Here is a 23,188-nt window from a genome sequence, read left to right as displayed (position 1 = left end):
TTTTACTCCTTACTCAAATACTGATGGTTCGGCAATTCCTATATACTCCAAATTTCTGTAATTTTCATTAAAATCAAGCCCGTATCCAACAACAAATTCATTTGGAATTTCAAAACCTACATACTGTACGTCAACATCAACTTCTCTTCTTTCAGGTTTATCCAAAAGTGTGCAAAGCGATATTTTTTTAGGATTTCTACTTTCCAAAATGTGTAATACTTTTTTTAACGTAAATCCTGAATCAATAATATCTTCAACTACCAAAACATTTTTTTCGCTAATTGTACTTCTTAAATCTTTCAAAACTTTAACTTCTCTAGAACTTTGAGTCCCTTCTCCATAACTAGAAACTTCAATAAAGTCAATTTCAAGCGGTAATTTTATTTCTCTAACCAAATCAGCCATAAAAACAATAGACCCTTTCAAAAGCCCTACTACTATTAGTGGTTCATTCTCGTTTTTAAAATCCTTTGTAATTTTTTCTCCTAATTCTTTTACTTTTTTTTGAAGTTCTTCTTTAGTAATCAATTGTTTTTTTATTCCAAATTCAAAATCTTTATTCATGACTTTCTGCTACTAAAAATGTATTAAAATGCATTAATACACTAGAATATCACTGTTTTATCAAACATATTTTTTCTCTTTACAGCCTTCGCTATACATTCTCCTTGACAAATTAAGGAAAAATATAGCTGTCCCCGACTAGCCCATCGGTACACATAATATATTCTATTTTGCTATAATCGTAGCATCTCTCCTTCTTTTTTTATTTAGAACATATTATTTATGCTAAAATAATATAACTTTTCAGCATTTTTCAAATTATGATTAACAATCTACAGTCTATGTATGAAAATTAGTTTTTTTATAAAAAATATTTATAGTACTTTTTGTAAACTGCTCACATTTTTAGAAACTAGAGCTTATTTAGAAGTATCTGTTTTAATACTTATCAAGCTCTCCAACTTGACACTTCCCTAAATTTTTATTTTAATAAAATTAATACCCAAATAGTTTTATCACCATTTGAGTATTAATTCGTTATTTAAGTTCTTATTTAACTTTTTCAACTAATTTTGCAAATTCAGCAGGATTATTTAATGCTAAGTCTGCTAAAACTTTTCTATCAAGTTCAATTCCAGCTTTTTTAAGACCGTTCATCAATCTTGAGTAAGAAATTCCGTTTAATCTTGCAGCAGCATTAATTCTGATAATCCATAATTCACGCATTTTTCTTTTTTTCAATTTTCTATGCTCAGTTGCATAAGCCATAGCTTTTTTAACTGCTTCATTAGCTTTTCTATAATTTGTTTTTATTGCTCCTCTATAACCTTTTGCTTCTTTTAAAACTTTTTTATGTCTTTTTCTTCTAACTATTCCTGTTTTTACTCTTGGCATATTCTTTCCTCCTTGATATTTTAGCCGTTTTTTGTTCTTTTACTTAGTATTTAGAACTAACTTTTGTCAATTTTTATTTTTATCTTAAACTGTTTCTTTCAAAATATTTTTAAAACAGTTATTTAAGCTATCTTCCTTCTTGTCCAGCCAATACTTTTTTTATTTTTCTTTCAGCATTTTTTGGAGCGATAGCATCTTGTCCTAGACGTTTTTTTCTTTTATGAGTCTTTTTAGTCAAGATATGGCTTTTTCCTGAGTGTCTTATAGAAATTTTCCCACTTCCTGTAACTTTAACTCTTTTTTTTGTTCCTTTATGTGTTTTCATTTTTGGCATTTTCTTTCCTCCTAAATCACTTTTTACTTTTTTAAATTTTGCCTTTATTTTTTAGGCGACAACAAAATAAATTTTTGAATTTGCTCTTTTCCATATTTTTTTTCAACTGTTGCAATTTCTTCAAAATGGCTTGCAAATTCATCTAATACCTTTATAGCAGATTCTGCATGTAATCTTTCTCTACCTGTAAGTCTTAAACTAACTTTTACCTTATGTTCTTTGGCTATAAATTTCTTAATTTGAGAAATCTTTGTATCTTTATCATGTTCATCAATATGAGGTTTTATCCTAATCTCTTTAACAACAACATTTTTTTGTTTTTTCTTATTTTCTTTGTCTTTCTTCGTTTTCTCATACTTGAATTTTCCATAGTCCATAATTTTACATACAGGTGGTGTTGCATTTGGTGAAATTTCAACTAAATCTAGTTCCTTTTCTGCTGCAAGTGCTAATGCATCTCTTGTTGACATTACTCCAAACTGCTCTCCGTCATTACCAACAACTCTAATTTCTCTTACTCTAATTCGCTCATTCATTCGTGGCTCATCAGATCGGTTATTCCCTCTTATAAAAAACACCTCCTAATTTTTTTACAATAAAAAAACAAGATATAAGAAACCTTGCTCAATAGTTATTATATAAATAAATCTCACAACAAAATCAGTATAATAAAAATACTTATTTCATTATAAAATATTAAATAACTAATACCTAACTCATCCCGAAAATAGAACTAAACATCCTATTCTTATTTGGAAAATCAATCCAAAATCTAAATATATTGATGGAAAGGTGAGAAACAATGTTTCTACTTCTAATTTAATTACTAAGATAGTTTATCATATTTAATTTTATTTTGCAAGGAAATTTTGAAATTTTTTTCACTTCTTGTCCTTGACATTTTATGAAATTATGATATAATTAATTTAACAGGATAACTTGTGAAGGATTAGTGCTGGGTTCCTGGATAGGAGTAGGATTAAAATCTTAGAATTCCTTTGCCCCTGAGGTTATCTTTTTTAATTTTCCATATCTAATTCTAAATGTTTAAAAAATTTATGAAAAGCCACTTTTAATTTATTAGTATCATCTTCATCTAAACTATATTTTTTATTACTTAGTAATCTTTTTATACTTACTTCTCGAATTTTTCTAAGTTGTATAAATGCTTTTTTAGCACTTGGATTATTTTGATATTTTTCACAAATAATAGTAATCCCACCTCTATATTTTTTATTTCTTTTTTTACTCGTCATCGGAGCAACAAGAAATGTTTTATCAGAACTTGATATTTCGGTTAATACTAAACCATAATGTTTATTTGATAATTCTCCACCTTCATTTATTTTAAAATCTATCAAGTAAACACCAAAAACCTCACATTTTGTCATATTACATCCCCCCTCTTAAAAAAATTAGGTATATCTTTTGGATATACCTTTGGTAGTCCTTAACGAATAAGGCTCTTAATCTTTTATTACCATTCTTTCCTTAACAAATAAGGCTTTAATGTAAATAAATTATAATATACGTTAAATATTTTGTCAACTACATTCTTTATTTTTTGACAAAAGTTAATTTTTATGCCAATCATTTGGAAAATCCATTCTCGATAAAATATCATTTATATTTATAATATTTTCTAATTTACCTTCTAAAGTTTTGATAATCAATTTTAATTTTTCTGTTAGTGCATCAAATTCTTCTTTGGAAAGAAATAATTTTAGCCCTTCGTAAATCGTAAAAAGTTTTTGATTTCTATTTGATGTAATATCACTAACTCTTTTTATATTAACAGTTTCTCTCGAAGAAAATTCGTATAACCTTTCGTTATGGGCAGCAACATTTCTAAAATGAGAGCTAGCAACTAAATAAGTTCTTACAAATGAATGAGTTATATTTGGAAGATTGCCATATTCTTCTTTATACAAATTTTTAAAATGATCGCAAATTTTATCATATACATTTTTATGTAAACAAGAATATAGTTTGCTAATATCTCCAAAAGTTAAATAGTGAATTATAATCCAAAAAGGAATATTATCTTTTGTAGTGTTATAATGTCTTATTATCATTTTTTCATTATCTTTTTTTATCTTTTTCAACGTATTCACCACCATTGAAATTTTAAGAATATTTGAATTTTTCTTTCCAGTATTGTAATTCTCTAAAAGAAGATACGAATTTTTTTTCAAAATTCCGTTTGTTTCTGAAAAATAATAAGAAATAGCTGTTTTGAAAAAACTTTCAAGCAATGTCAAATTATCAAAAAATAAAATTCTCAATTCTCTATCAAAATCATGAAGGCTTTTTAAATACTTAAATTTAAAATTTTCAATGTATTTATCTTTTTCTCTCAAATTTTTATTTTTTTCTAAAAAAGGAGCTTTATAAAAATTTATAATAGAATAGTAATTAAATCTTTTCAAAATAGAAATTGTATCTTTATCAATGCTCATTCTGCTTGATATAATCATTTCCTGTTCTTTGAACTTTTTAAATGGCTGATCCAAAAAAATCTCCTTTCCAAAATATCAGAAAAGCCCTCCAAACAGAGAGCCTTTAATATTAATTCAAATTATAATTTCAGCCTATATCGACTTCTATTTAAGAAATCATTGATATAGTACGATCCACATATTATTTATAACACTTTTGTTACTTTTTGTCAACTACATTTTTTAACTTTTTTTAATAAATCCCAAAACCTCCTCAATCCCCCATTTCCCCTTAAATTAAGACTTCAAAACCTAAAAAGTTAAAAATAATAGAGAGGATGTAACGAAAACAGCAACGTTCTTCTAAGAAAATTTTACCCAAAGAAGACCGATATATCAAAAGTAGAAACCAAAAACTTGATAAGAACCTTAATGCTAATAAATTCAAGACCTAGAAAATGTTTAAATTATGCAACACCATTTGAAAAATTTTTACATGAAATTAAATTTGAAAAAATTTAAAAAATATTGAGTTTTATTAATTTATATTTTAAAAATAAATTTAAATTTAAATAAAAAAATATACATATATAGCTTTAAAAAATAATTTTTTTAGAGTATAATAGTAAACAAGAAACAGAATTTTTTAGAAAAGGAAAAAATTATGAAATATATTTATAATATTGATGAGTTAAAAAATCATGATGAAAATAGTGCATTTGAGGAAAAAATTGGTAAAAAGGCTCAAAATTTGCTTGAACTTGCTGCCAATGGATTTAATGTCCCGTATTTTTCAGTAATTACTAATAGATATTTTAAGGAAGTTATACTGGATGAAATAACAGAATATTGTAAAAGTAAAATAACAGATTGGGATAGTGTTTTTGAGGGGAATAGTGAAGAAAAAATTAAAAATATAGTTAAAGTTATAAAAAATCATAATATTAGGGAAGAATTTAAAATAGAGATTGAAAATATTGTAAAAGATGGGAGTTATTATGCTGTCAGATCTTCTTCGGTTGAGGAAGATAGCAGCAATTTTTCATTTGCTGGACAGTTTGAAACGTATCTTTATGTGAGAAAAGAAAATATGATTGAAAAAATAAAGGAAGTCTGGATATCTTCGTTTTCTTCTCATGTGATGAGATATAGGAAAGAGGGAAAAATAAATAATGAGGTAAATGTTCCGGCTGTGATAATTCAGGAAATGATTAATTCTGAAAAGGCTGGAGTTGGATTTAGTGTAAATCCTGTTAATGGGGATCATGATGAAATTGTAATTTCAGGAACTTTTGGGCTGGGAACAAGCATAGTTGATGGAGATGAAAATGGAGATCTTTTTATATATAATAAAAAAACAAAGGAAATCAAAAAGGAAATAAGAACAAAAAAAATAAGACAAGTTTTAGATTTTGAAAATAAAAAAATAAAGATAGAAGAAATAAATATTGAAGATGAAGTTTTAAATAATGATGAAATTATGAAACTGGGTGAAAATATCATAAATATTGAAAAATATTATGGAAAACCGCAGGATATGGAATGGGCATTTGAGGCAGAAAAACTTTATATATTGCAGTCAAGACCTATAACAACATTAAAAAATACGAATAAAAAAATGACTAATACAATTATATGGGATAATAGCAATATTGTAGAAAGCTATCCTGAAATTACATTGCCACTCACATTCAGCTTTATAAGAAAGGCATATTCTGATGTTTATAAAAGATTTTCAGAAATAACGGGAGTTCCTGCTAAAGTTGTGGAAAGTTATCAGGATGTTTATGATAATATGCTTGGAATACTGAAAGGGCGGGTTTACTATAACTTGATAAACTGGTATAAACTTTTGATGCTGTTTCCAAATTCTAAAGGCAATAGTAAATTTATGGAACAGATGATGGGGGTAAAAAAGGAATTATCTGAAGAAAATCTGAATGAGAATTTGCTGGAAGCTGAAGGAAAAATGACAGGCTTTGAAAAATTTAGAAATAAACTGGAAAAATATAAGGCTGGATTTACATTATTTATGAATATGTTTCTTATTGAAAAAAAGGCTGAAAAATTTTATAAGATTATTGATGAAAATCTTAATGGCAAAAATAGTGATTTAAGTAATAAAAATATAAAAGAACTGAAAAAATATTACAAGTTTCTTGAAAATAAATTTTTAAAAAACTGGGAAATACCTATTATAAATGACTTTCTTGTAATGGTTTGGTTTGGACTTTCAAAAAAAATGGCTGAAAAATATATAAAAGATGATTTTGAAAAGACACACAACACGCTTATTGCTCAAGAAGGGAACAGCATGATTAGTGTTGAACCATCGAAATATATAAAAAAAATGAGCCTTATGATAAAAAATGACAAATCTTTAAAAGATGAAATAGGAAATATAATAAACAAAAACGAAAAATCACTTGTCGAAATATTTAAATTAACTCAAAATGCAGAATTTAATTCTACTTTGAATGAATATATGGAAAAATTTGGGGACAGGACAGTTCATGAATTGAAGCTGGAAGCATTTATGTTGAGAGAAGAGCCAATGTTTCTGATTAAGATGATATATTCTCTTGCGATGGCAGAAGATGTTCAGGAGCATAGTAAAAGAAATATATTGGAAGAGCAGAAAAAAATTTATAGCAGCTTAAAAATAAATCCTTTAAAAAAATATATATTGAAAAAGTCTGTATTTTATGCAAAAAAATTTATACGATTAAGGGAAAATTTGAGATATGAGCGGACAAAAGTTTTTGGAATGGTAAGAAAAATTATGAAAAAAATGGGAGAACATTTGAAAGAAAGTTGTCTTATTGATAATGAAAGAGATGTATTTTATTTGACTGTTGATGAGATTTTTGGACTTGTAGATGGATCTATAATTGACATTGACTTAAAAAATCTTATAAATTTGAGAAAAGAAGAATATAGAAAGTATGAAACTTCAGCAATTCTTCCCGACAGATTTTTAACAAGAGGATTTTTGGGAGAAAATTTTGAATATGAGGATTTGACAGGGAATTCTCAGGTGGATGAAAATACTTTGAAGGGGACTGGATGCAGTAAAGGAATAGTAAAAGGAAAAGTAAAAATTGTTTTAAATCCTATGAGTACAGAAGTTGAAGAGGGAGATATTGTTGTTACAAAGTCAACTGATCCAAGCTGGGTTATGGTATTTCCTTTATTAAAGGGACTTATCGTGGAAAAAGGAAGCCTTCTATCCCATAGTGCAATTATTTCACGTGAAATGAATATTCCTGCCATAGTTGGAGTGCTGGGAGCAACTTCCATGTTGAAAACTGGGGATCTGGTTCAATTTGATGGAAGTACGGGAATTATTAAGAAATTAAATGACTAAATTTTTTTTATTAAAATTTCTATTATTTAAAAAATTGATAATGATTGTTATAAAAAAATAAGTAATCAACAAATATCAAACAAATTAGGAGGTACATAATTGAAAAGTGAAGTGAAGGAAAATAAAGTTGATTTTTCATTGATAAGATATTCCCAATGCTGGGAGGATACTGAAATATTGCTTGAAAGCCTTGATATTAGTGAAAAAGATGTATGCTTTGGGATTTTGTCGGCAGGAGATAATGTGTTTTCGATGCTTACTGAAAATCCTGAAAGAGTGGTGGCTCTTGATGTGAGTTTTCCCCAAATTGCTCTTGCTAAACTTAAAAGGGAAATTTTTAAAAATTTTGATTATGAAAAAATGCTGGAATTTATGGGAGTAAAAAATTCTGCTGAAAGAATTGGGATGTATGATAAAATACGTGAAAAACTTGATAAAGATGTAAGAGATTATTGGGATCTTAATAGAAAAGCGATTGAAACTGGGGTGATTCATATTGGAAAATTTGAAAAATTCTTTAAAATTTTTAGGGAAAAAATACTTCCTTTGATACATAATAAAAAAAGAGTGGAAGGGCTTTTTGAGAAAAAGTCGAAACAGGAAAGAAAGGAATATTATAATAAGCATTGGAATAATTTTAGATGGAAACTGATGTTTAAGTTATTTCTTTCTAAATCTGTAGTTGGAAAATTTGGAAGAGATAAGGAATTTTTTAGGTATGCAGAAAAAGATATTTCCAAAGAAATGAAGGAAAGAAGCAGGTATGCTCTTTGCGAGCTGGACAGCTATGAAAATCCTTATATTCATTATATTATGATGGGAAATTACCGTTTAGACTGCTTGCCTTACTTTTTAAGAAAGGAAAATTTTGAAAATATTAAGAAAAATCTTCATAAATTGGAAATTGTTCAAAATTCTGTGGAAGAATATCTTGATGAAATAGATTTTAAAATAAATAAATTTAATTTAAGTGACATATTTGAATATATGTCTTTGGAAAATTATAGAAATTTGATGAAAAAAATTTATGATAATGCTGATAATAGTGCAATATTGGCATACTGGAACTTGATAGTGGAAAGAAATTCAGAAAAATTAGATTGTACAGAAAATAAAAAAAATAATATTGAAAAAAATTTTCAAAGAATGAAAGAATTTGATAAAAAACTTCATGAGAAGGATAAAACGTTTTTTTATAATGATTTTGTAGTTGAAAAGGTGATAAAATATGGAAATAACTAAGATGATACTTGTTTTTATTGGTTTTATAATGTTTTTTCTTTTGCTAAATAAACTTGAAAAAAGTGAAACGTTAAATTCAGAACTTATACGGAAAATTTTGCATATAGGTTCGGGATTTGGAGGGCTAGCTCTTCCGTTTATATTTGAGAAAAAAAGTTCGGTTATAATACTTGGAGTGATTTTTCTTGTTATACTTATTTCTATTAGGCTGATAAAAAACAGAATAACTGGATTTAGAAAAGTTTTAGAAACCAAAAATAGAAAAACATTTGGGGATATATACTTTATTATAAGTATTTTAGGATTATGGATTGTATCAAATGAAAATAAAATAATATACTCCCTTCCACTTATAATACTTATGTTTTCTGATGCTTTTGCAGCTCTTATTGGGGAATTTTATAGCAAATATAAGTTTGACACGGGATTTGGAACAAAATCAATAGAAGGATCTGTAACATTTTTTCTTACAACATATTTTATTTGTATAAATTTCTTTTTATTTTTCAGTAACATTAAAAGTATAAATATTGTGCTTGTTTCATTACTTTTAAGTATTCTTGCAATGATTTTAGAAATGATTTCGTGGAATGGACTGGATAATATTTTTGTACCACTTTTCGTATATTTATTTCTACAATTAAACTTATATTTAACAGCAAAAGAACTTATGTATAAACTTTGGGTAATAGTTATACTTCTTACAATTATAATATTAAATAGAAAAAAAACTACTCTTACAAAAATTGCACAAACTGCAAGTTTATTTTTCCTTTACATCGTTGTGATTATAGGTGGAATAAAATGGGGTGTTCCACCATTAATAATGTATCTTGGATATTATCATTTTACTCCAAAAGTCAAAGGACAAGTTAAAGATTCGCTAAAAGGGCTTTTAACAATAGCATTTACCACATCAATGTGGCTTGCATTAAGTATAATAATAGATAAAAATAAAATGTTTCTTATTTATATTTTTTCATTTTCACTATTTTTTGGAATTATAAATTTAATAAGGGATAATGCTGGGAATATCTACAGAGAAACATTTAGAATGAACTTTTTAATAGAAAGTATATTTAAAGCAGCTATTTTCTTTTTGGTAAATTATTTTATTTTGTCAAGAATTCTGGATTTTAAAATGTTAGCTGGAATAGCAGTTCTTATATTTGGTGGAATATTTATTTACGAAACATGCATGAAGATTTTTTATGTTTTTGAAAAAGAAAATGAACTTAGTGGAGAAAGCAAAGTATTTTTAACTTCAGGAATTGTTTTTGCTTGCTCAATGTTATTACTGGGAATAGGAATGTTATAAGATTAAAACAGGAGAAAATATAAATATGAAAATAAAAAGATATACAATAACAGAAAATAAAAAAATAAATAACGATTATCTAAAAAAATACGTTACAGAAAATGATATTTCTCAAAATGAAATAACAAAAATTCAGATAGAACGACCATCAGAAATTATAGTTTTTCAAGATAAAGCAGGAAAAATGGCAGGAAGCCTAAATTTGTGGCACAATCGACCAGATTATAATGAGAAAAAAACATCTTATATTGGAAACGTAATGATTTTTGAAAAATATAGAAAAGAAGAATTTGAAAAGAAAATATTTGATGAACTTTTTGAAGAATTGAAAAAAGATGGGATTGAAATAATAATTGGGCCTTTGAATGGAACTACTTGGAATACGTATCGTTATGTGACAAAAACTGGAAAGAGAAAGCCATTCTTGATGGAACCTTGGAATGAAGGCTATTATGTGGAATTATTTCAAAAAACTGGATTTAATCCTCTTGCCAATTATATTTCTACAATAATGGAAAATATGAATCCTGTTAAAAGGGAAAATCTATCTAAGAAAATTGAAAAAATAAAAAAATTGAATTACTATAAGGATGTAAAAGTAAAATCTTCAGAAAATGAAGATATAATAACAATGTTAAATAAAGTCTATGACTTGACAATTCAGGCATTTAAAAATAATTTTTTATATTCTGAACTGGAAAGAGAAATTTTTATAAAAATGTATATGAAATACGAAGATAAAATTGAAAAAAAATTTTTTAAAACGCTTTATCTCAAAGATGAATTAATTGGCTATGTGTTTGGAATACCTGATTATGCACAGCTTGAGTATAAAGGAAAAATAGAAACAATGATACTTAAGACGATTGCAGTTTCTCCTAAATATAATGGAAAAGGAATGGGATATATCTTAATTGATGAACTTGTAAAGGAAGCGGAAAAATCAGGTTATAAAAATGTGATTTATGCTTTGATGTATGAAAAAAATATATCTAAAAATATAGGATTGCTATTGGGAGATGAATTGAGAAGATATACTTTGTTTATAAAGGAACTTTAAATAAAAGGCGGTATAAAAATGACAATAGTTGACAAAATAAAAGAATTAAGAAGTCTGTATCCAGATAAGACAGCTTTATTTGACTTGAATACAGGCAAAAAAGTTACTTTTACCCAAATAGATGAAAAATCAGATTATATATGTGACTATTTAAGAAAAAAAAATTTTAAAAAAGGAGATAAAATTGTAGTTTTTATTCCAATTGGAGTGGAATTTTACTTGATTTTGACAGCAATATTTAAAATGGGAATACAAGCTGTATTTATTGACCCTTATGCTGGAATTGAACATATTAATAAATGCTGTGAGATGATTTCGCCTGATGGGATAATTGGAAGCAGGAAGACACTTTTAAAGGGATTTTTTCTAAAAGGAATCAGAAAAATTGGAAAAAAAATTAATTATGTTAAAGTGATGGAATACTCTGAAAAATTTTCAATAAATGAAAATTGTCAAGTAAAAGAAAATAAAAAAATTGAGAATTATGAAAAAATTGAAGAAGATACACCAGCTCTTATCAGCTTTACAAGTGGAAGTACTGGATTTCCTAAAGTTATTATGAGAACTCATAAATTTTTGCTGGGGCAGCATAATGTACTTGAAAAAAATATAAAATTTGAAAAGGAAACATCGGTTTATTCTTCATTCCCAATATTTCTTTTTTCCCACATTGCCACAGGAACAACTACTTTTATTCCTGATTTAAACTGGAAAAAACCTGCAGAATCAAATTTTAAAAATATTGTTAAACAGATAATAGAAAATAATATTCAAAATGTCATTCTCCCTCCTGCAATATTTGAAAATATCGTAAAATTTTGCAAAGATGAAAAAATAACGCTTGAAAATGTTCAAAAGGTATATACAGGCGGTGCTCCTGTCTTTTACAGCCTTATGGAAAAAATTAAAAAAGTTTTTACAAATGCAAAAATTACAGCTTTATATGGAGCTTCGGAAGCTGAGCCAATATCATCATTAAATTTTGAAGATATAACAAAAGAAGATATTGAAAATATGAAAAATGGAGAAGGACTGCTAGCTGGAAAAATAGTCAATGAAATAGAGCTTAAAATAGAAAAACTAGAAAAATCAGACAATGTTAAAGATTCTTCAGAATTAAAAGGTGAAATACTTGTAAAAGGAGAAAATGTAGTCAATGGTTACCTAAATGTTGAAAAAAATCCTGATGAAATCTGGCATAGGACAGGAGATATGGGATATATTAACAAAAAAAGGCAACTTGTACTGCTTGGAAGAGTTAAAGGAAGAATACAGATTGAAGAAAACATTTATTATCCTTTCACTGTAGAAACTGCCTTTTCATTTTGCAAAAACTTGAAAAAATCTGTCCTTACTTCAAAAGATGATAAATTATACCTTTTTGCTGAAAGAAATCCTGAATTTAAAGGATATTTGTCTGAGGATAATGAAATTAAAGAATTAAAAGAAAAATTTGGAATATTTAAAATAATTGAAACTGAAATTCCAATGGATAAGAGGCATAATAGTAAGACAGATTATAAAAGACTGGAAGAGATAGTTGAAAAACTTTAAAAATTTAAATTCAGAAAGGAAATTTTATGAAAACAGAAGCAAAAGAATTAATTCAGGAGGGATTAAAATTATTTTCATTATATGATAGAAGAGCTTTGAAAAGATTCTATCTTTCAGCAGAAAAGAGTGAGGCAGACTTGTCATATCTCGATGAAAAGTATCAGACTCATATGCGTTCTAAAGCAAGAGGACTGTTTTTTGATTTTTTAGGAGGAATTATAGAAGTCATTGCAAGTTCAGGAAGTCCGTTTAGTCATTCTCTGGATAGAGCGATGACTATTGAAAAGCGTGAACAATATAATGAAAAGAAATTAATACTAAGGTATAAAATTAAAGATTTTATTGAAAGTACACCAGTAGACAGTAATACAGGATATTTACTTTCCATGATTGACTTCTATTGTCAGTAAAATCTATTTATATATAATATTGTAAGAGGAGAAATAAATGAACCAAAGTAATATAAATTCAAAAAAATCAATAATCCAAAATATAAAAAACTTCAAAATATATCTGAATGAACGGTTTCCATTAGGAAAAAACTCAATTTTTGTATTAATTTTTACTTTATCAGGATATATCTATACAGGATTACTATATAATTCAAAAATTATTAATCAAATTTTTTCAAAAGAAATTAAAGTGCCAATGCCATGGCATAAAATAGCTGCTTTATTTATCATAATTTTTATGTTTTTCTTACAACTAAGAATTACAGATGAATTTAAGGATTATGAAGAAGACTTAAAATACAGAGCTTACCGTCCTGTCCAAAGGGGAGTAGTAACTTTAAAAGCATTGGGAAAAATAGGAATTGCTACTGTTATTATACAAATAATTCTTGCGTATGTTATAGATTTTAAAATTATATATTTTATGATAATAGTATGGTTTTATATGTTTTTAATGACAAAGGAATTTTTTATAAAGGAATGGCTTACAAAAAGAATTTTAATTTATGCTTTATCTCACGTTGTAATAATGATTTTTATTACTCTCGTTATTGTAGATGCTACACAATGTATAGTGTTAGACGAAGCAGAAAATATTTTTAAATTTGGAGCATTGCAATGGTATAGACATAATATTGATATTGCCTTAATTCCTCTTTTTGCATTAAATTATCTAAACGGAATCGTTCTAGAAATTGGAAGAAAAACTAGAAGAGCTGATGAAGAAGAACATGGTGTACAGACATATAGCAAACTTTGGGGAAAGAAAAAGGCTGTAATAATTTTAAGTTTACTTTTTGCTGCCGAATATTTTCTTGTCATTCTTGGGCTTTCTTATACTTATGAAAAATATCTTTTATTAAGCGGATTAATATTGCTTGTAATTCTGATAGTTTCAATATATTTTATGATAAAATTTTTGAAAAAAAATTTATCGGGAAAAATTGTGGAAAGTCTGTCGGGACTTTGGATTATTTTTTCAGGTATGAGCATGGGACTTCTTCCTTATTTCATATTTAATTTAATAAAATAAAAAATATACTCAGGCAATATTTTATTTAATACTCTCAAATCCGTTCAAAATTAAACTATTAAAAATTATATAAACTTAGGGTTTGAGTAAATAAATTTTACTATATTATTGCTTGAGTATTTATATCAACTTCTGAACTTTGTTAAGATAATTTTAATTTTCATCATCCACATTAACTCTACCTTCCAAGGATCTTCCAAGAGTTGCCATATCAGTATATTCAATATTTCCACCCATTGGAATACCGCTAGCAATTTTAGAGATTTTTACATCTTTTGCCTTTAAAAATTTCGTTAAATAAAGACTTGTTGTTTCTCCCTCCAAATCAGGATTTAAAGCTAAAATAACTTCTCTAACACTCCCATCTATCCTATCCAGTAACTTTCCTAAATTCAAATCTTCAATAGTAATTCCATTTAACGGATCAATTTTTCCACCTAAAACATGATAAAGACCATTATATGTTTCAGACTTCTCAAAAGCAATTACATCTCTTACACCTTCTACAACACAAATTACTTCTCTATCTCTTTTTTCATTATCACAAATTTCACAAATTTCATTTTCTGATAAATTTCCACAAATTTTACAATGCTTAATGTTAGTATGCGAATCCTTTATTATTCCCAACATTTTGTCAACTTCTGCTTCACTCCTGTCAAGCACATAAAATGCAATTCTTGCTGCACTTTTTCTACCAATTCCTGGCAACTTTGCAAATACATCAATTAAATCATCAAGTTTTTTCATGTCTTTTATTTAATCTCCTTTTTAATTTTAAGTAATTTTAAAAAAGGGAAAGGTATAAAACCATTCCCTTGTAAAACTATTTATGATTAAAATGTCAAACAATTAATTTTAATTATTCTCCAACTCTTTCTACTCTAAATGTATTAGTTGTTCCTTCTTTAGAAATTCCAGTTACTAATACTACTAAATCACCTTTTTTAGCTTCTTCGTGATTAGCTGCAATTTCTCTTGCTTTTGCAAAAAAGTCATCAGTTTTATCTAATCCTTTTTCTACATAAGCTCTAACTCCTCTTACTAATGCTAATTGTCTAGCAGTTTGTTCATTGTCAGTTAATGCAATTATAGGTACAGTTGGTCCATATTTTCTAATCATCTTAGGAGATCTTCCTGTCTTTGTCCAACATACGATTAATTTAGCATCCAATGATTGTGTAGTACTTACTGCACCACTTGAAATTGCTTCTGTAACAGAAATTTCTGATCCAGCTGGAGTTTCAACAGTTTTGAATTTCTTAAATTCATCTGTTCTTTTTGAAATAGTAGCCATCATTTTAACAGCTTCTACTGGATATTTACCTTTTGCAGATTCTCCTGATAACATAACTGCATCAGTACCATCTAAGATAGCATTAGCAACGTCTCCTGCTTCTGCTCTTGTAGGTCTTGGGTTTCTAATCATCGAATCTAACATTTGAGTTGCTGTAATAACTGGTTTTCCAGCTTTGTTACATTTTCTGATCATCATTTTTTGCATGAAAGGAACTTCTTCCGCAGGAACTTCTACTCCTAAATCTCCTCTTGCTACCATGATTCCATCACTTAATTCCAAAATTTCGTCAAAGTTGTCAACACCTTCTTGGCTTTCAATTTTAGGAATAATTTGAATATTTTTTCCACCGTTGTCATCTAACACTTTTCTTACTTCAGCAACGTCAGAAGCTTTTCTTATAAATGAAGCTGCTACAAAGTCAACACCTTGTTCACAACCAAATTTCAAGTCAGCAATATCTTTTGCAGCTAATGCAGGTAATCCAACTGAAACATCTGGTAAGTTTACACCTTTTGTTTCTCCTAATTCACCTGTATTTGTAACAACACATTCAACTTCTCCTGCTTCTTTGTTAATAGCTTCAACTTTTAATCCAACTAAACCGTCATCTAATAAAACTGTACTTCCAATTTTTAAGTCATCTACGATTCCAGGATATGAAACTGCAAATTTACTAGCATTTCCAACAAAAGTATAATCTGTTGTCATAATTACTTTTTTACCAGTTTCTAGTAATACATCTTGTTTATTTTCTAATTTTCCTGTTCTGATTTCAGGACCTTTAGTATCTAGTAAAATTCCTATTTCTTTACCAGTTTTTTTCATAACTTCTCTAATATTTTTAATTCTTTGTCCATGTTCTTCAAAATCACCATGAGAAAAGTTTAATCTCATTACGTTCATTCCGCTTTCTACTAATTTTGTCAACATTTCAACACTTTCAGTTTTTGGACCAATGGTACAAACAACTTTAGTCATTTTAATTTTCATTTTTCCTCCTAGAATTTAATTTAAAATTTTTATTATCTTAAATAATTATCAATGAATCCCCACTTCTTACAAAGTAGAAATGTTCATTTTTTTGAAAAAAACAATTTATTATTTGCAAGAAAACTTATAATTCCTTGCTAAATTTTATCAAATTACAATGATAACATATTTGCAATTGCATAATCAGCTGATGAAGCCTTTGAATAATTTTCCCAAGCATAAGATAATTTATGAGTTGTCACTTCTTCACTTTGAATTCCAACCATTAATCCACCTTTTCCTTCTTCAATTAATTCAACTGCTCTTACTGCTAATCTTGTTGCCAAAATTCTGTCAAATGCTGTTGGAGCTCCACCTCTTTGAGTATGTCCCAAAATTGTAACTCTGATACTTGTGTTCACTCGTTTTGATAATTCTTCTTTAAGTTGAACGACATTTCCTACACCTTCAGCAACAACAATTATATCATATAATTTACCTTCAGCACGTCTTTTTTTAATAACTTCAGCTATGTCATCAATTGAACTTTCAGTTTCAGGAATCATAACTCCACTTGCTCCACCTGCTATTGCAGAATAAAGAGCTAAATCTCCACAATTTCTTCCCATTACTTCTACTAAATATGTTCTTTCGTGAGAAGTAGCAGTATCTTTTAATTTTGAAATTGCATCTAATATAATATTTAATGCTGTGTCATAACCAACTGTATAATCAGTTCCAGCTATATCATTATCAATAGTTCCCGGAATTCCGATTGCTTTGATTCCGTGTTCTTCATATAAGTAATGTGCCCCATGGAATGATCCATCTCCACCGATTACAACTAATCCATCAATTCCATATTTTTTTAGATTAGCTGCTGCTTTTGCCCTAACTTCAGGATCTTTAAATTCAGGCAATCTTGCTGATAATAAAATTGTTCCTCCTCTATCAGCAATTCCACTTACATCTAATAATGTTAATGGAGCAATTTGATCTTCAAGCATACCTTTGTATCCTCTTTTTATACCATAAACTTCCATTCCTTTGTTAATGGCAGCTTTTGTCACAGCTCTTATCGCTGTATTCATCCCTTGTGAATCTCCTCCACTTGTTAAAATTGCGATTTTTTTCATCGTACTTTTTCTCCTTCTATGACATTTACAATCATTCAAAAAACTAATTTCACAATTAATTTCAATCTTTACATTTTTATATTATCATTTTTGAAATCCGTTGTCAATTAATTTTTAAAATTATTTTGACTAAAGCCGTATTTTTCATTATTTTTTAGATTTTTTCACAGTAAAATTATTTTTAAAATAAATTTTAATTTGTTTTATTTTTTTTTATATTATTTACGTATGAATAATAATTTCTTCTATGTTTTTTCCATCTTGAACAGCCCATTCTAATGCAAGTCTACTAAAGTACATAATACTTTCATTTACAATTCTATCATAACCTTTTAATTTTATTTCAACATTTGCCCAATTTAACCTATATGTGTAATCCAGCATATCTAAAATCTTATTTTGCGAACGAATTTCACATTTTCTGGCAAAAGATCTTAAATTATCGTACTTCAATCCATCAGTAAGAACGGAAATATCACAAAATATATTAAAATCATCAAATTCTATATCAATAATTGATAATACCCAAAGAAGCATCTTAGCAGCTTCCAACATAAAATAAAATTCTATATTCAAATCTTTATCATTTGATGGATTTTCTAGATATTTTTTTTCACGTTCAGTCAATACTTGTTTGAACTGGTATTTCTCTTCAAAGATATCAATAATTGTCGCCAATTCTTTTTGTCCATTTTCTTTTTTCTCAAGATAAGTTTCTGCAGCAAGCCGTGTCATTACTATTGCTACAATTCTTCTTATAATATCCCATTTTTTACGTATTTTTACATTTTTTTCAGATATATTCACTTCCATCTTTTCGTTATATGGAAGATTATTTTCTTTCATCTTTTTAATATTCTTTTTCATTCTTTCAATGTCATTATCAGTCATTTCTAGATCATATTCCAAAAACATTTTTTCTGAAAGTGGTGGAATAAAATCTGAAACTTCCCATTTTTCATCATTTTGAACCATTCTTCTATTTCCAAAATGATAATGATTTATTTTTTTTTGTATAGCAAACTTATGAAAATCTTTTAAAAAATTTGCCATTTCTTCTATAAGTTTTGTTTCGTTCTTCTCTTCTTCTTTATTCATGGCTTCCATATTTATAAGTAAACTGCTATAATTAGCGAATTTTTCCTCTTTTATACTTCTAAAACTTTCTGAATTTATCTTTTCCAAAAAAATTTCTGTTTCAATTTGTTTTTTTAAGAGAAAATTACGATCTGGGTTTACTAATACTTCTATTTTTCTTCCATTTTTTAATTCAAGATAAAACTTTTTTGTGTCCTTAGTTAATTTTTCCCCGTTTTCTACAATAACTGTGTCAATTCTATCAGCATAAGTTTCCAAAAAGTTTTTTAAAAGTTCCTCGACTGATTTTTCAGCTGAAAAACATATTCCAGTTTTTATTTTTTTCTTTCTTTTGAATAACTTCCATAGATCCATTTTATTATTTCCTTTCATATTTTTTAATGCTTAAAATTATCCAGTTCCTTTTCTAAAATTGAAATAACTGTCATATCTGCAGGTATCATACTCAAAATTTTTTGATAAAGTTCTACTCTCTTTTCTCGACATACCTTTAAAAATAATAAGCACTCTCTTTTTTTTCTTAATTTCAGGCTATATCCGTCATTTAAAAGAATACTGAAATTTATTGTCTTAAAAGTTCCTTGACGAATAAAAATTCTTGTTAAGACACAAAGTTTTACTTCGTTAATATTAAAATATATCTGTTTTTTTTTTATCTTAGATATAAAAGTAAATATAAATTCTCCGTCCAATTCCTCCAAATTTTCTGCATTGAATTTAATTTTTTTTACAATTATAGAAAAAATCACATAAACTATGTATAAAATTAATATTAGTGTAGGTAATGGCAAATTGATTTGCATAATTTCCTCCCTTCAAATTTTTATCTTTTAGCAAAATATCAAGTCAATTTATTTAAAAATATTGTTGCTAAACTTAAAAATATCAAAAACCCAAAGCAGTCTGTTGCTGTTGTTAATATAACAGCTGAAGCCATTGCTGGATCAATTTTTAATGCTTTTAACGTTACTGGTATCAAAAATCCAATCATACATGCAATCACAAGGTTTCCAATCATTGCCAAAAATACTATTAATCCCATATAAAAGTTTCCGTAAAGCACCCATAGGATCCCTCCACACAACAATCCTAAAATTGCTCCATTTATTGTTCCAATTAACAACGTTTTCCAAATTATTCCAAGCGTGTCTTTCAAATCAACTTCTCCTAATGCTAACGCACGAATCGTTACGGATAAGGCTTGGGTTCCAGCATTTCCACCCATTCCGCTAATTATTGTCATTATTGAGGATAAAATAACTACTTTTTCAACTGTATTGGAAAATAATCCAATTACAAAGGATGCAAGAAATGCCGTTGCAAGATTTATAACTAACCAAGGCAATCTCTGCTTGACAGAAAACAAAAATGGTGAATTAATATCTTCTTCTTCTGAAACTCCCCCTAATTTCAAAATATCCTCAGTATTTTCTTCCTGAATTACATCAATAATGTCATCTACTGTTATAATTCCAAGTATATTCTTTTTATGATTAATAACTGGTATTACACGCAAATCGTATTTTGATACTATTCTTGCAACTTCTTCCTGATCTTCTTCAACATAGACATATTTTATATTTTCATCCATTATTTTTTCAAGTTTTGTTTCTTCCGAAGAGATCAGTATATCTCTCAAATCTGCTTCTCCCACCAGTTCTTTTCTTTCATTTGTAACAAAAATTGTTTCAATTACTTCTGTTTTTGGAGCAATAATTTTTAACTTAGCCATTACATCTTTTATTTCCAAATTTTGTTTAAATGCAATGTACTGGGTTGTCATAATCCCTCCAGCTGTATCTTCCTCGTAACCTAATAATTCACGAAACTTGTTTGCTTGTGAACGTTTCATTTTATCAAGAATTGATTTACTTTTTTGAATATCAATGTATCCTAAAATATCTACAACGTCATCTGGTGACATATACCCTAAAATATCTATATCTTCCTCATCTGAAAGTAAATCTATAATCCTTGTCTGTAATTCTTCATCTGCCTGTTCCAAAACACTAGCTTTGTTTTCATCATTCAAAAGATTAAACACCCTTAAAAGTTCATCATCATCCAGTTCTTCAAAACTTTCTGCAATATCAATCGAATGATTATCTTCAAAATATTCTTCCAGTTCTTTTTCTGTTTCAATTTTTTGAATTTCTTCAGCCATTTCTTCAGGCGACACTTCCTCAGCTTCTTCAAAATCTTTAACATCGTCATCAGATATACGACTTCTGATTTCATCTTTTAATTTTTCAACATCCTGTTGAGTTATTTCCTCCTGAATTGGTTCTTTAATGTTAGCATTAATGTCAGTATTTTTTTCATCTAAATTTACTTTATTATTTTGAGTCATTAATTCCCCCTTTCTATAATTTTCACCTTTTTATTTTTTATTTTCACATTTAAACACATTTTACTAACTTTTGATTTTTAATTTTTTCCTGAAAAATAAGTTGCTGCAAGTATTGTTTTCATATCATTTGAAAGTTTTATAATATCTTTTACATCAACCCAAACTACTTTCACATCTTCTCCGCGATCTAGTGACTGTGCAATCGGTTTAATGTCATCCGATTTTAATCTTCCGCTAAAAAAATACAGATTTTCTGTAGTATATCCAGGCGATACATAAAGCCCTTTTGGCAATTCTTCCACATCTAAAATATCCTTTTCCAAATATCCAGTTTCTTCTCGCAGTTCCCTAAAAGCTGCTGTTCTAGGATCTTCATCACCATCAATTAACCCGGCACAAACTTCCAAAGTATAATCTTTTGGACCTGGACGAAATTGCTTTACTAATATTGCCTTTTCTTTAGTTTCATTAAACAAGACAAAACATACTGCATTAGATTTATCCAAATACTCCAAAGTTATTCCCGTCGTTGGATGTATCATTTTTGCCCCTTTTAAAAATTTAAAACTGTTATCCATTTTTATTTGTTGCATGATAAATAAAATATCACACACTCCTTTCCTTATAATTTTTTATTTTCATTACTTTTAAAATTCATAATAAACCTGTCTGGTAGCCTAAATCTTTTTTATTTTTACAAGAATTAGGACTCCTTGATCCAGAATATTTATTTTATTAAACTAAATTTATATAGTTTCAGAATAAAACTAAGTTTAAAAAATACTCTCAATCACATTTAATCCAATTTCCTTTGCAAATTCTCTTGCAATTTCCATTTCTCTGTCTTCCATCCTTTTAAAATTGTGCGTATCCGATCCAATTATTGCTCTAACATCATACTGTTTTACAATTTCCCAAAATTCCTTATACGGATACATATATCTATCCCAGTCTGGATGTCTTTCAAATGATTTTCTTATTCCATTTGCATTTACTTCAAGCGGTACATTCATTTTTTGGGCAGCTTTAGAAATAATATGTGCAGCTTTTTTACAACTTTCATCCCAAGTTCTATAATTTACCATGTACAAGTCTGGATGTGCAATGTAGTCAAATTTTTGACTTTCTATTGCTTCAACCATGTATTCGGCATAACTTATGACATCTTCACCTGTTTTTATTTTCCATGAACTGTAATTTTTATTATCTCCAGATTTTCTAAAAATATGCATCCCTAAAACAAGATAATCCAATTTTTCCCTGTATTTATCATATTTTTCAAGAAGCTCTGGAAAATATTCTATTTCCAATGATTTATAAATTTTAATTTTATCTCCATATTTTTTCTGTGCATCTTCAATTTCCTTTATATATCCACTAAAATCTTCTTCTTTCATTCGGTTATCTTCATAATATTCAGGCATTGGAGCGTGGTCTGATATTCCAAGTTCGGTATAGCCTTCTCTGATTGCGACTTTTACATAATCTTCCACATTTCCAACAGCATGTTCACACCTATAATTGTGAGTATGAAAATTTGTTTTATTCATAAGTTTTCCCCATTCTGTATTTTTAAAAATTTTTCCTTTTATATATTTTACCAATTATTTTGAAAAAAATAAAGGTTTTAAATAAATTTATTTTGTTTTTAGCAAAAATTTTTGATATAATGTAAGTAAAATATAAATATTTAAGGAGGAAATTTTTTGATTTCAACAAGTAATTTATCTGTCCAGTTTGGTGGACGGAAACTTTTTGATGAAGTAAATATAAAATTTACAGAAGGAAACTGTTATGGTATTATTGGACCAAACGGAGCTGGAAAATCAACATTTTTAAAAGTTCTAACTGGAGAACTTGATTCTACTTCAGGAGAAGTTATTATAGAAAAAAACAAAAGAGTCTCATTTTTAAAACAGGATCACTTTGCTTATGAAGATGAAGAAGTGCTAAATGTAGTAATGATGGGACATGCAAAATTATATGATATTATGCTGCAAAAAAATGCATTATATGCAAAAACTGAATTTACAGAAGAAGACGGAAATTTAGCAGCTGAACTTGAGGGAGAATTTGCAGAATTAGATGGCTGGGAAGCTGAAACAAATGCCGAAAAATTTTTAATTGGACTTGGAGATC

At 27.7% G+C, this 23,188-nt stretch carries 21 protein-coding genes and 2 pseudogenes; 9 read left to right on the top strand and 14 right to left on the bottom strand.

Annotated elements, in window-relative coordinates; all coding sequences use genetic code 11:
• Nucleotides 1-9: 9 nt before the first annotated feature.
• From hpt to ACO409_RS06375, 6 genes are all read right to left on the bottom strand, one after another.
• The gene (gene hpt, locus ACO409_RS06400; RefSeq protein ID WP_485555888.1) at nt 10-564 is read right to left on the bottom strand and encodes a hypoxanthine phosphoribosyltransferase; all 555 of its coding nucleotides are present in this window, start codon (nt 562-564) and stop codon (nt 10-12) included.
• Between the two features lie 489 nt (nt 565-1,053).
• A complete protein-coding gene (rplT, locus tag ACO409_RS06395) occupies nt 1,054-1,398 on the bottom strand; it encodes a 50S ribosomal protein L20 (RefSeq protein ID WP_018498700.1) in 345 nt (114 codons plus the stop codon).
• A 127-nt stretch (nt 1,399-1,525) separates the two neighbouring features.
• Complete coding sequence (rpmI, locus tag ACO409_RS06390) at nt 1,526-1,732, bottom strand: 50S ribosomal protein L35 (protein WP_485555886.1); 207 nt, start codon at nt 1,730-1,732, stop codon at nt 1,526-1,528.
• A gap of 44 nt (nt 1,733-1,776) precedes the next feature.
• Entirely contained in the window at nt 1,777-2,310 is a 534-nt protein-coding gene (gene infC / locus ACO409_RS06385; RefSeq protein ID WP_485555884.1) for a translation initiation factor IF-3, read from the bottom strand.
• 441 nt (nt 2,311-2,751) lie between these two features.
• Complete coding sequence (locus tag ACO409_RS06380; protein ID WP_485555882.1) at nt 2,752-3,123, bottom strand: type II toxin-antitoxin system PemK/MazF family toxin; 372 nt, start codon at nt 3,121-3,123, stop codon at nt 2,752-2,754.
• Nucleotides 3,124-3,306: 183 nt separating this feature from the next.
• The gene (locus ACO409_RS06375) at nt 3,307-4,245 is read right to left on the bottom strand and encodes an Abi family protein (protein ID WP_485555880.1); all 939 of its coding nucleotides are present in this window, start codon (nt 4,243-4,245) and stop codon (nt 3,307-3,309) included.
• A gap of 258 nt (nt 4,246-4,503) precedes the next feature.
• Between ACO409_RS06375 and ACO409_RS06370 the strand changes: the two are divergent.
• The 8 genes and pseudogenes from ACO409_RS06370 to ACO409_RS06335 all read left to right on the top strand — a co-directional run.
• A pseudogene (locus ACO409_RS06370) lies at nt 4,504-4,692 on the top strand (IS30 family transposase); the annotation flags it as partial.
• A gap of 142 nt (nt 4,693-4,834) precedes the next feature.
• Nucleotides 4,835-7,537, top strand: a complete 2,703-nt coding sequence (locus ACO409_RS06365; protein ID WP_485555878.1) for a PEP/pyruvate-binding domain-containing protein — start codon at nt 4,835-4,837, stop codon at nt 7,535-7,537.
• A 99-nt stretch (nt 7,538-7,636) separates the two neighbouring features.
• Entirely contained in the window at nt 7,637-8,779 is a 1,143-nt protein-coding gene (locus ACO409_RS06360; RefSeq protein ID WP_485555876.1) for a BtaA family protein, read from the top strand.
• Nucleotides 8,766-10,097, top strand: coding sequence for a diacylglycerol/polyprenol kinase family protein (locus tag ACO409_RS06355; RefSeq protein WP_485555874.1), 1,332 nt, complete (start codon nt 8,766-8,768; stop codon nt 10,095-10,097). The genes ACO409_RS06360 and ACO409_RS06355 overlap by 14 nt, the downstream gene beginning before the upstream one ends.
• Before the next feature lie 25 nt (nt 10,098-10,122).
• Entirely contained in the window at nt 10,123-11,157 is a 1,035-nt protein-coding gene (locus ACO409_RS06350; protein ID WP_485555872.1) for a GNAT family N-acetyltransferase, read from the top strand.
• 18 nt (nt 11,158-11,175) lie between these two features.
• Nucleotides 11,176-12,711: an AMP-binding protein gene (locus ACO409_RS06345; protein WP_485555870.1), complete on the top strand. Its 1,536-nt coding sequence runs from the start codon at nt 11,176-11,178 to the stop codon at nt 12,709-12,711.
• 26 nt (nt 12,712-12,737) lie between these two features.
• A complete protein-coding gene (locus tag ACO409_RS06340) occupies nt 12,738-13,121 on the top strand; it encodes a hypothetical protein (protein ID WP_485555868.1) in 384 nt (127 codons plus the stop codon).
• Nucleotides 13,122-13,158: 37 nt separating this feature from the next.
• Nucleotides 13,159-14,196, top strand: a complete 1,038-nt coding sequence (locus ACO409_RS06335) for a UbiA family prenyltransferase (RefSeq protein WP_485555866.1) — start codon at nt 13,159-13,161, stop codon at nt 14,194-14,196.
• 153 nt (nt 14,197-14,349) lie between these two features.
• Here the strand turns inward: ACO409_RS06335 and recR are convergent, their stop codons facing one another.
• From recR to ACO409_RS06295, 8 genes are all read right to left on the bottom strand, one after another.
• Entirely contained in the window at nt 14,350-14,946 is a 597-nt protein-coding gene (gene recR, locus ACO409_RS06330; RefSeq protein ID WP_485555864.1) for a recombination mediator RecR, read from the bottom strand.
• A gap of 112 nt (nt 14,947-15,058) precedes the next feature.
• Entirely contained in the window at nt 15,059-16,486 is a 1,428-nt protein-coding gene (pykF, locus tag ACO409_RS06325) for a pyruvate kinase PykF (protein ID WP_485555862.1), read from the bottom strand.
• Between the two features lie 152 nt (nt 16,487-16,638).
• Nucleotides 16,639-17,601 (bottom strand): 6-phosphofructokinase, encoded by a 963-nt coding sequence (gene pfkA, locus ACO409_RS06320; RefSeq protein WP_485555860.1) that lies wholly within the window; start codon nt 17,599-17,601, stop codon nt 16,639-16,641.
• A gap of 222 nt (nt 17,602-17,823) precedes the next feature.
• Complete coding sequence (locus tag ACO409_RS06315; protein WP_485555858.1) at nt 17,824-19,053, bottom strand: DUF4272 domain-containing protein; 1,230 nt, start codon at nt 19,051-19,053, stop codon at nt 17,824-17,826.
• Between the two features lie 23 nt (nt 19,054-19,076).
• The gene (locus tag ACO409_RS06310) at nt 19,077-19,502 is read right to left on the bottom strand and encodes a hypothetical protein (RefSeq protein WP_485555856.1); all 426 of its coding nucleotides are present in this window, start codon (nt 19,500-19,502) and stop codon (nt 19,077-19,079) included.
• Nucleotides 19,503-19,540: 38 nt separating this feature from the next.
• Nucleotides 19,541-21,049, bottom strand: coding sequence for a magnesium transporter (gene mgtE / locus ACO409_RS06305; protein ID WP_485555854.1), 1,509 nt, complete (start codon nt 21,047-21,049; stop codon nt 19,541-19,543).
• Nucleotides 21,050-21,126: 77 nt separating this feature from the next.
• The gene (locus tag ACO409_RS06300) at nt 21,127-21,627 is read right to left on the bottom strand and encodes an NUDIX hydrolase (RefSeq protein ID WP_485555852.1); all 501 of its coding nucleotides are present in this window, start codon (nt 21,625-21,627) and stop codon (nt 21,127-21,129) included.
• Between the two features lie 195 nt (nt 21,628-21,822).
• A complete protein-coding gene (locus ACO409_RS06295; RefSeq protein WP_485555850.1) occupies nt 21,823-22,599 on the bottom strand; it encodes a histidinol-phosphatase in 777 nt (258 codons plus the stop codon).
• A gap of 156 nt (nt 22,600-22,755) precedes the next feature.
• On the opposite strand from ACO409_RS06295, the pseudogene ACO409_RS06290 reads away from it, so the two are divergent.
• Nucleotides 22,756-23,188 (top strand): annotated as a pseudogene (locus tag ACO409_RS06290) (ATP-binding cassette domain-containing protein); the annotation flags it as partial.

This window comes from Leptotrichia sp., assembly GCF_057270615.1.
This window is presented reverse-complemented; position numbering and strand designations above follow the sequence as displayed.

Bases quoted from the DNA above. Each gene is read 5' to 3' on its own strand.
- ACO409_RS06365 (WP_485555878.1), top strand. From the start codon at position 4,835: ATGAAATATATTTATAATATTGATGAGTTAAAAAATCATGATGAAAAT.
- ACO409_RS06295 (WP_485555850.1), bottom strand. From the start codon at position 22,599: ATGAATAAAACAAATTTTCATACTCACAATTATAGGTGTGAACATGCT.
- pykF (WP_485555862.1), bottom strand. From the start codon at position 16,486: ATGAAAATTAAAATGACTAAAGTTGTTTGTACCATTGGTCCAAAAACT.
- recR (WP_485555864.1), bottom strand. From the start codon at position 14,946: ATGAAAAAACTTGATGATTTAATTGATGTATTTGCAAAGTTGCCAGGA.
- ACO409_RS06355 (WP_485555874.1), top strand. From the start codon at position 8,766: ATGGAAATAACTAAGATGATACTTGTTTTTATTGGTTTTATAATGTTT.
- ACO409_RS06315 (WP_485555858.1), bottom strand. From the start codon at position 19,053: ATGGATCTATGGAAGTTATTCAAAAGAAAGAAAAAAATAAAAACTGGA.
- ACO409_RS06345 (WP_485555870.1), top strand. From the start codon at position 11,176: ATGACAATAGTTGACAAAATAAAAGAATTAAGAAGTCTGTATCCAGAT.
- ACO409_RS06300 (WP_485555852.1), bottom strand. From the start codon at position 21,627: ATGGATAACAGTTTTAAATTTTTAAAAGGGGCAAAAATGATACATCCA.
- ACO409_RS06335 (WP_485555866.1), top strand. From the start codon at position 13,159: ATGAACCAAAGTAATATAAATTCAAAAAAATCAATAATCCAAAATATA.
- rpmI (WP_485555886.1), bottom strand. From the start codon at position 1,732: ATGCCAAAAATGAAAACACATAAAGGAACAAAAAAAAGAGTTAAAGTT.
- ACO409_RS06350 (WP_485555872.1), top strand. From the start codon at position 10,123: ATGAAAATAAAAAGATATACAATAACAGAAAATAAAAAAATAAATAAC.
- ACO409_RS06380 (WP_485555882.1), bottom strand. From the start codon at position 3,123: ATGACAAAATGTGAGGTTTTTGGTGTTTACTTGATAGATTTTAAAATA.
- ACO409_RS06340 (WP_485555868.1), top strand. From the start codon at position 12,738: ATGAAAACAGAAGCAAAAGAATTAATTCAGGAGGGATTAAAATTATTT.
- pfkA (WP_485555860.1), bottom strand. From the start codon at position 17,601: ATGAAAAAAATCGCAATTTTAACAAGTGGAGGAGATTCACAAGGGATG.
- rplT (WP_018498700.1), bottom strand. From the start codon at position 1,398: ATGCCAAGAGTAAAAACAGGAATAGTTAGAAGAAAAAGACATAAAAAA.
- ACO409_RS06310 (WP_485555856.1), bottom strand. From the start codon at position 19,502: ATGCAAATCAATTTGCCATTACCTACACTAATATTAATTTTATACATA.
- hpt (WP_485555888.1), bottom strand. From the start codon at position 564: ATGAATAAAGATTTTGAATTTGGAATAAAAAAACAATTGATTACTAAA.
- mgtE (WP_485555854.1), bottom strand. From the start codon at position 21,049: ATGACTCAAAATAATAAAGTAAATTTAGATGAAAAAAATACTGACATT.